This window comes from Bradyrhizobium sp. AUGA SZCCT0177 (assembly GCF_018130125.1).
Classification (GTDB): Bacteria; Pseudomonadota; Alphaproteobacteria; order Rhizobiales; family Xanthobacteraceae; genus Bradyrhizobium.
Genome location: NZ_JAFCMA010000023.1, coordinates 130411 through 139366, shown reverse-complemented (window position 1 = coordinate 139366; position 8956 = coordinate 130411). Strand labels below are relative to the sequence as shown.

General features: G+C 54.5%; 6 protein-coding genes. 5 read left to right on the top strand and 1 reads right to left on the bottom strand.

Annotation, left to right across the window (positions count from 1 at the left end):
* Positions 1-864 precede the first annotated feature (864 nt).
* From JQ597_RS25430 to JQ597_RS25420, 3 genes are all read left to right on the top strand, one after another.
* Positions 865-2244, top strand: a complete 1380-nt coding sequence (locus tag JQ597_RS25430) for an MBOAT family O-acyltransferase (protein ID WP_212267835.1) — start codon at positions 865-867, stop codon at positions 2242-2244.
* Positions 2245-2251: 7 nt separating this feature from the next.
* Complete coding sequence (locus JQ597_RS25425) at positions 2252-3211, top strand: hypothetical protein (protein WP_212267833.1); 960 nt, start codon at positions 2252-2254, stop codon at positions 3209-3211.
* A 430-nt stretch (positions 3212-3641) separates the two neighbouring features.
* On the top strand, positions 3642-4823 hold the full coding sequence (locus tag JQ597_RS25420; protein WP_212267831.1) for a hypothetical protein: 1182 nt from the start codon (positions 3642-3644) through the stop codon (positions 4821-4823).
* A gap of 183 nt (positions 4824-5006) precedes the next feature.
* Here JQ597_RS25420 and JQ597_RS25415 read toward each other — a convergent pair whose 3' ends face one another.
* The gene (locus tag JQ597_RS25415; RefSeq protein ID WP_212267829.1) at positions 5007-6692 is read right to left on the bottom strand and encodes a recombinase family protein; all 1686 of its coding nucleotides are present in this window, start codon (positions 6690-6692) and stop codon (positions 5007-5009) included.
* Positions 6693-6823: 131 nt separating this feature from the next.
* Between JQ597_RS25415 and JQ597_RS25410 the strand changes: the two genes are divergently transcribed.
* Both JQ597_RS25410 and JQ597_RS25405 read left to right on the top strand, forming a co-directional pair.
* The gene (locus tag JQ597_RS25410; RefSeq protein WP_212267827.1) at positions 6824-7024 is read left to right on the top strand and encodes a hypothetical protein; all 201 of its coding nucleotides are present in this window, start codon (positions 6824-6826) and stop codon (positions 7022-7024) included.
* A gap of 508 nt (positions 7025-7532) precedes the next feature.
* Positions 7533-8027 carry a gamma-glutamylcyclotransferase family protein gene (locus JQ597_RS25405; RefSeq protein WP_212267826.1) on the top strand — a complete coding sequence of 165 codons (495 nt, stop codon included), beginning with the start codon at positions 7533-7535 and terminating at the stop codon, positions 8025-8027.
* Positions 8028-8956 lie beyond the last annotated feature (929 nt).

Sequence of the window (8956 nt, the reverse complement as noted above, 5' to 3'; positions counted from 1 at the left end):
CCGCCCCTCGTCATGACGACGGCCGACGCCCCTCTGAGTGGGACGGGATGGCTATTGATGTGCAGGTGATTTGGGGTCGAAGGAAAGAGGAATATTTTTGAATTTCGGAAATTTTGTGCTTGACATGACTTCTGACAATCAGAAGCGATTTGTTCGGCGCGCCACCGGCCGGGCTGCTCGCGCACCCGGCGCGAGGTGATTTTGGGGAAGCCGCCGAGAGACAAAGCGCGCTAGCAGACCTTCAACGTGCGGCGGGTGGATGCAATTGTATGTCGCGCTTGCGTAACGATATTGGCGGCGGGGTGCCGGGACGGCGTGAGTGAAAGGAGCCTTGAGACCTGGTGGAGCTGCGATGTCACTGGCGAACGCGCGAGCAGAACGTTTATGAGCTGGCTGCGAAAAAACGCGGTATCAGAATATCCCCGCGGTATCAAATCAGATCCACCGCTCCGCATGAATCATGCGACAACAGCCTCACGCGCCTTCGTTTGATACCGTGAATGTTTTCGTGGTAGTCGCGGTATCAATCTAGGCACACTTATAGTTTACCATAGGGCCCAGCAGATGAGAGCATTTGATGGCAAGACCACGCGAGCAAGCTTGTTTGCACGACGGGTTGAAGCTGGACTAAAACCAGCTTGCTCGCGATGGGTTCGTCGAACCGGCTCGATTGCGCGGAATTCATTGGACGCATTCGTTCGCAACCGCAGGCATCTCGAAAGAGTTGGAAGGCTGGCTTCGCGTTCAGCTAGCCAGCCTCGACCAGCGCAATTTCCGAAGTCCATACGTCGGGGCGGCCGCGCGACCGCTTGGTAGACATGATGGGGTTTTCCCAATCACTACCCCTGCTTGGAGGCTAACTCTTTGACTTTCACGTCGTGGCAATTTGCGGTGTTCGTGTCTGGGGTATTTGCCCTTTATTACTGGCCACTCGTTCGCCCGTATCAGGTCTACATCCTGGTAGTTGCAAGCCTGTTCTTCTACGGATTCGGGCAACCGGAATTGCTGGCGCTGCTCGCGATAGCGGTCTTCGGGACTTACTTCTTTCTCCTGAAGGCCATGGTTCGACGCAAGTTGTGGCTGCCGGCCGGCATTGCATTCAACCTCGCGCTATTAGCCTTTTTCAAGTACAAATTACTGTTTGTCGATCCCTCCTCACCGGCACTCTCGGATGTTGGCGCGATCGACCTCTTGCTGAAACTCCCGCTGCCAATAGGCATTTCGTTCTTCGTCTTCCACAACATCAGCTTGCTGGTAGACATGACGAAACGCACCGGCCCTGCCCCCTCCCAATGGGACGTGTTTCTTTACATTATATTCTTCCCGCAGCTCGTCTCCGGGCCCATCACGCGGGCGGAAAACTTTCTGCCGCAAATCCAACCGAAATTTTTCAACGAAGTACCGTTCGTCGAGGCGGCTAGATGGATTGTCACCGGCTACTTCTTCAAACTATTTGTCGCGAACAACCTCAACACGCTCACGACCAACATGGATTTTCCTCTATACCATGCGCTTCGAAGCAGCGACCGCTGGCTCTGCTTGTTCCTTTATAGCTATCAAATCTATGCCGATTTTTTCGGGTATTCTGCTATCGCGATCGGGCTGGGGCTGCTGTTCGGCTACCGTCTGCCAATCAATTTCAACTTGCCCTATGTCTCGCAGTCGTTTGCTGAATTTTGGACGCGCTGGCACATTTCGCTGTCAACCTGGCTCCGCACCTATCTCTACATCCCGTTAGGCGGCAACCGCGATGGTAAAGGGCGGACGTACCTCAATCTAATGATCGTGATGGGCCTGGGTGGTCTTTGGCACGGCGCCGGATTGAGCTACCTGGCATGGGGGCTAATGCACGGCCTCCTTCTGGTGATCGAGCGTCCGTTCCTGCCCTTGATAGAAAAACTTGCAGCGATTGCCGCTCTGCGTCGCGTGATCGTTGCGACTCGCATGCTTGTTGTTTTTTTATGCGTCTCCTTCTTGTGGGTTTTTTTCAAGCTCCCGAATTTCGAGCATGCGATGGATTACATTTCTGGTATGTTTATCGATCAGTCCGTGCCTAGCCCTGCGCGCATTTACCGAAGTCTGGCGCTGATCTATGCGCTTCCAGTTCTCATACAGCATTTTATCACCTCGGAGAGGCTCGTTGCACTCCGGGGCAACCTGGATCCCTTTGTGTATGGCGCCATGGCAGCTCTGATGCTAATCGAAGCCGGTCCCGACACAGCGTTCATATATTTCCAGTTCTAGGTTGGACATGGACCGTACTGCCTCGATAAGCTGGTTCGTGAAGGCGAGCGCCGCATGTGTCGCAGTATTGGCCATGTGTTGGATAGCTCCTCAGTTCCTCAAAGACATCCCGGACTTTCCCGCGACCACGACGGATGAAATACAGTCCAGGATTGCCGATCGTTATCTCAACAGTCCAGTTGCTCCGGTCGCATTAACGGGCAGTTCGTTCACCGTGCGATTGCACGAAGAATTTTTTCATAAACTTTACGTTCGAAATCTGGCGCTGCCTGGTGGATCTCCGTTGACCGGGGCAGCAATGATTGAGGCGGCTACTGCTGTTCGGCCGCGGCTCATAGCCATCGAGACCAATACTCTTTCTCGCGGTATCGACCAGGCAATGGTTGAGAGGGTCCGCACGAGTAATGCGGAGCCTGCGCGCGCACCAATGAATTTCAGACCCCTTCGCACATTAGCCGCGTTGTACCAGCAAAAGCTCGACGATTGGCAGCGCTTTGACAGAGATGACAAATCTGCGCTTCTTCGGCAATCGGCTCTAGAAGAGGCAATTCTACGAAAGCCGCCAGCCCCCGAATACAACCCGCATGTGCTCGCCGCTGTCCTGGCTGAGTGGAATAATCCGGATCACGATCAGATCATCCGTCGACATGCAGCCGAATTGAAGCACATCGTGGAAACGCTCGAGATGCAAAAGATTTCAGTGTTCTTTTACGAACTTCCTCTGAGCCCCGCATTCGCGCGGTCCCGATATATGACAACGGGCCGGTCAGCGATGGCAGAGGCCTTTGGGCACGACCACGGCAGATGGTTATCATTGGACTATCCATCCAACGAGATCCGATGGACCGATGGAGCACATCTTGACGAACGATCGGCTATCATCATGGCACGCTCTTTAGAGAGAGCGATCGCGCGGAAAATAGGTAGCGAGGTGGTAAAGCAGACATCCTCAGACCTTGCCCGCTAGGATGGAGTCACCGTTTCGATGCCTAACCTGGAGTGGAGACGACATGACCGTCATTGCGTGACGTGACGCGACGCCGACGATCGTCGGTCGACCCGTAGACATCGCCATTGCTGAGCTCAGGAAAATAAACGTACCACACGGTACCAGTCTCTCTGCGCTCCTACGGAGCTTCGGGAGACACCCCGCGCCCTACGGTCTCTCGGGTGGCCTGCCACCCGAAGCCCGCAGGGCGTAGGGTGGCGGAGGGAGAGGAACTGGAATCCAACCTTCTCCGGACGGACCTATGGTGCAGCGCAACCAACCCATGATCGGGAGTTTTCCTGCGCGTTTCCCGTGGCCTTTGGCCTGTCAAAAACGGCCCTTTTCGGAACTTTTGGCGTCTTCAGTGATCTTCGCCCTTCGACTATTTCGTCGGTAGCGAGCAACGAGCATGCACAAGGAATATTCGCGCCGGGAGCTTTACGACCTCGTCTGGGCCAAACCGATGGTGAAACTTGCAAAGGAATTCGGTTTGTCCGACGTGGGTTTACGCAAGATCTGTGTAAAGCATGACATCCCCACGCCGCCCCTTGGATATTGGGCAAAGGTGAGTTTCGGAAAGCCCGTGCAAGCAACGCCTCTAGAACCGCCTAAATCGGGCATCAGTGACCGCGTCTTAGTGTCGGTCTTCGCGACCGTAGAAACGCCCCAAGAGGTTGTAGAGGCCGCCCATAAGGCTCGCGAGCAGGTCCAGGCTCCAATCGCGGTGCCCAGCGAGCCCCCTCTCCGTCTGCACCCGTCTGCCCAAGCTCTAAATCGGGCTCTGCGGTCGGCCAAACCGGACCACGAGGGATTTCTGGACGTTAGCGGACCAGGGATCCTCAGCGCTAACATTGGTCCATCGAATAAGGACCGGATCGTCCTCTTGGTTGATACCCTCTTCAAGGCGTTGGATAGCGCCGGCCATCGGATCCAGGCAACCGAAAGCGGCTTGAAAGCCGTGATCGATAGTGAGGTCATGGTACTTGCCGTTAGGGAGACAAAAGATCGGACAGAGCACCAACCGACAAAATCTGAGCTGAAGGCAAAAGCTGACTGGGAAGAAAATAGGAAAAAATGGCCATCCCTTTATGACCGGGAGCGGCAACACTGGCGCTCGTGGGATAACTTTCCTTCAGGTCGAATGTCGCTGTCATTATACGACCCCCTCAGGCCATCGTGGGGATCAGGGAATTTGCTCGGCAGATGGCATGACCGAAAAACCAACAAATTGGAAAGCCATATCAACGAAATCTTGATCGCCATGCTGACGGGCGCGGCAATCGTGCGACATAATCGCATTGCTGCGGAAACCGCTGAGCGCGAAAGGCAAGAGCGGCACCAGGCCTACCTTCGTGAACAGGAGCGATTGCGGCGCGAAGCACAGGTGGACGCTTTCATAGAAGACAAGGCAGACCAGCTCTTCCGGCTGCAAAAGATTTTGTCTTTCAGGGGTTACCTTACAGCACAGCTGACTGCTGTTACCTCCTCTGAAGCAACAGCATTGATAGATGCAGTTGACGATTTGGTCGGACGCCTTCAACGCGACCTTTCACTTGATGTGCTGAGGCGTTCCGTGAAGGTCACCGACTAAAATAACAAAAATTCCGAAAACCAGAATATTTTGCTTGCGCTGTCGGGCAAATCACTGGTTTATGAGACGCTGGTCTAGCAATCGCATATGGAACCGGCCCAATGTCTGAGCATCTCCACGCGTCTTCTGATTTAGTTGAAATATCCAAACTAAACGGCAGCTTCAAACGGAACTACGGAACATTCATCGGAGCCTATCTGTATTTGCGCTCCGTCGATGCCGCGCGCGGTCGGTCTGTCTTTTGGACGGGGTTAGCTTCAGTGGCTTTTTCCGTTGCGCTTGCCTGGCTGGCGAACCACGGCTGGGTTTGGTTACACGCCCAATGAGTATTTTCACCAGCGCATCGAAACTTTCGAAACTCTCCGGTCCATGACGCAGGCGAGCCATCTCCGTAAATCTCATCAACGATCCCGTCATGTCCGTGGTTCGAAGCAAAAGATAGTCGAGCACGGCTTCATTCCGCTCTCCCAATCTGACCGCGATAATCCACCCCTCGGGCATACCAACCCGACGCTTGATAGACCAATGCGGAGCGAATGTTTCCTGCTCTCCCCCACGCCACCGCGCCAAGAAAAAGGACACACCCTCCCCATTCACGAGCAAGCAATCCGGATCGCCATCGAACGCGAAGCGGACGGATGCGTTCCGGAACGCATCTGCTAACTGCGCTGCAAGCCCAGCAAACAGGTCAAGCCACCGTTGCCGAGTATCGATGTGGTTGCAGTCCCGCTTGGACGTATAGCCCACGAGGCTGTAGGCTTGGCGCAGGCTGCCGAAATGATCAATGTAGGTTTTAACGCAGGGAACGCCCACGGTTGCGTTGATAATTGCCGGACTAAGGCGCCCTCGCTTCAGCAGCGTTCGACGCAGGCGCGTCAACATCTCTGCCTCCGAAATATCAACGCGACGATCTAATATCGTTTTCCTGACCTTGAAGAACACCTCTGGCTGAACAATCGGTTCGAGGCAGCCCTCGCTCATGATCCAGAGATCGGGCGGGTTGCTTACCTTCTTCTCTCGTAGCTTGCACGATTGACGGTTGTAGATGAGATTTCCGATGTAGTTTTCGTTCCTGAGAATCCTGCCTATTTGAGCGCGATTCCACGGCTCTTTCGAGTTAGTGGGTATCAATTTCCGATTGAGCTCTCGTGCAATGGCCGTTTCGGACTTCAACTCCAGGAATTGCTCGAAGATCCACCTCACCACCCCGACCTCGTCGGCTGCGCCGGGCCTCAGTCTGATATGGTCGGTGATGAGATACTTGCGGTCGCCATCGTTCAGTACCCCCTTTGACTGCAGCTTCTCATCGACCAATTCTCGCCGCAGAGCGTAGCCGGTCGGGGCGCCGAACCTGAATCCCATTCGCACGAAGCGGCAGACACCCGCGTGCACTTTTACAGATAGCTCGCGGCTATATTCTGCTGCCATTACCCTCTTAAGATTCTTGACGATGCTTGAGAGCATGCTGCCATCATTGTCGAATTGCTCGGCGCAATACGCGACTTTAATGCCCGCTTTCTTGCAGACGTACTCGTAGTGAGCGCTTTCATCAACGTCCTGGAAGCGTCCCCATCGACTTACATCGTAGACAAGTACGTGCGCAAAGTCGGCGTTCCCGCTGCTAACGTCATCGAGCAGCTGCTTTAAGCCAGGCCTGTTTTTTAGCTGAAGTCCGCTTTCACCTTCGTCGGCGTAGGTTCGAACAATCGTCAGATCATGAGCATGCGCATATGCCCCTATGACAGCGGCCTGGTTCGGAATAGAATATCGCTGCTTGTCGGTGGACATGCGTACATACTGTGCGGCGCGATGGCCGCTTTGTGATCTCGGCAATTGGACGTTTCGAACCACGAGTGCATTGGCTGCCATTGTATGGCTCTGCTTTACAAAATCGCCGTCGGCACTCGGCACCGTGGCGGAATGGCGTTTCCTGGCCGTTATGAAATCGCGCCAATATTGACCTCAGTTAGTGCTAGTCTTTCCGAATATTGGAGGCACCAATGTCAGACCAGGCTGTCGAAATTCTCATCACCAACGCGATCCACACGGCCTTCATAAAGTATCCCGAGGGTGATGGCGGCCCGAACCTCGACTATGAGTGGATCGCGCCGGACCAGAGCACTCATATCGCCAGAGCGATCCTTCAGGATCTCGCGGCCAACGGATACCAGATTCTGAAAAAGGTTGCCGGTGCCCGTTAAAAATGAAAATGCCAAGATTACGGCCGGCGCCATCACCGCCGTTATTATCGTCGCCTTACTTGCGGTGATTGCCCTCGGCTTTCTTTGGATACCGCCCCCACTATAAATGCGGACAGGTCGGCTGGCCGCGTCAACTTGGCGAGCGAGACGTCGAAGGGCAAACCGCTTCGTACACTCGGAAGCGTCGACCTCGCCGAAACTGTCCCGGGGTCTGAACGCGGCATGTCGGCGATCACGGCGGCAGCTGAGAGCAGCGGCGTTCTCGGTTCGGTCCGAAACCTCCGATGAACTGAAGAGCGCGCCAGCGGGAGAGTTTGAAAAGAGAGAAAACCGCATTCGCGTATGCGATGTTATGGAAGAAGCAGGCCAATGACCGAGAGACATGAGGATGGTATACTAACGGACCCTTACGGCTACATCACCCCCGGATGGAAGCTCGGCGACGAAAACGCGGACTTGAGCCTTACTAAAATAGTTCACTGACGACCGCATTCTGGAGATCTTGAAAATGAACTACTTCGCGTACGGCTCGAACATGTCGACGCCTCGATTGCGCGAGCGGGTACCGTCGTGCGAATTTGTCACCACGGCAAAACTGACGGAGCACCAACTTCGTTTTCACAAACGCAGCAGCGACAACTCTTCAAAATGCGACGCGTTTCATACCGGCATAGACACCGACATTATTTGGGGAGCGGTCTTCAACATCCCGATAGCTGAAAAGAAGGCATTGGATAAGGCAGAGGGTCTAGGGAAGGGTTATAATGAAAAGACGGTGGATTTAATAACGCCAGCCGGCGAACATCTGAGGGCAATCACCTACTACGCAGACCGTACTGCCGTTGTGGAAGGGCTTTCGCCTTACACGTGGTACAAAGATCTGGTCCTGAATGGAGCGATCGAACACGGCTTGCCTGCCGACTACCTCGCAGCTTCAATCGAAACCATCTCCGCCACCATAGACCCCGACGCCAATAGAGACAGAAGAAATCGCTTCGGTTGAGCGAACCCTCGCTGACAGGCTCTCCCGGCTTGTCGTTGAGAGCGACGAAGATAGCCGCATGTTCGGACTTCCCAGAAGTTACACTCCTTCGTACGAATGACGAATAGTGCTCCTTCGTTGGGAGTTGCAGAAAGGAACGCTGGCTCCTGCGGACAGGGAGAGTGATTATGCGAGATCTCTCGACTATGGCTGAGTATCTTATCTGGGCGATGGAAAGGTCGAAGTGTGATGAGCAATGCGGAGATATATCGGGCGGTGAAAGATGTTTGTTTGCACTCATCACAAACGAGATTTGCCTGACGAACGGGAAGCCGAAATCAGACAAACGCTCCAGTCTCATTGCGCTTCCAGTCCGCAATACAAGGGGCGAGAAGATTTTCTAGTCCATCACGAACATGGGTTGTGGTCGTGCAAGATTAAATCGCCTACCCTCGATCAACTCTAGAGCGGCCCACGGACATGCTGGGAAGCTCGGACCGCGGCGGAGACTGAAGCATTGCTGGCTTCCACCATAGGTGCCACAAGCCATGTCGGTGCCGCTAAAGTACCAACACGAATCGCGCTGCTGCGTGAGGTGGTCAGCTTGCGCTGCCCCCTTCACGAGTAAAGTCGCTTGCCGACAGAAAGTCGAGTTGCAATGCCAGATCCAAGTCGTCTCGGTCGTCAGATTGAAGCGGCGTTTGCTAATGCTTTCGGATATTCGGTTGATCGTGCAGGACACAGTCAATATCTGCTCCGTTACCGAACTTCGGCAGGTATCCCCTTTGGGATCAACAGAGCCGTTCACAAGGACACCCGGTTTTGGCTCCCAGCGGACGAACGCTTCAGGACGGCTCTCGAGAGCAAGGGCTTTGTGTGCCACGTTAGCGAACCGAGATCGGATACGGAGCACGGAACCGGACGCAGCAGCAATCTCGATGTGATTCCCG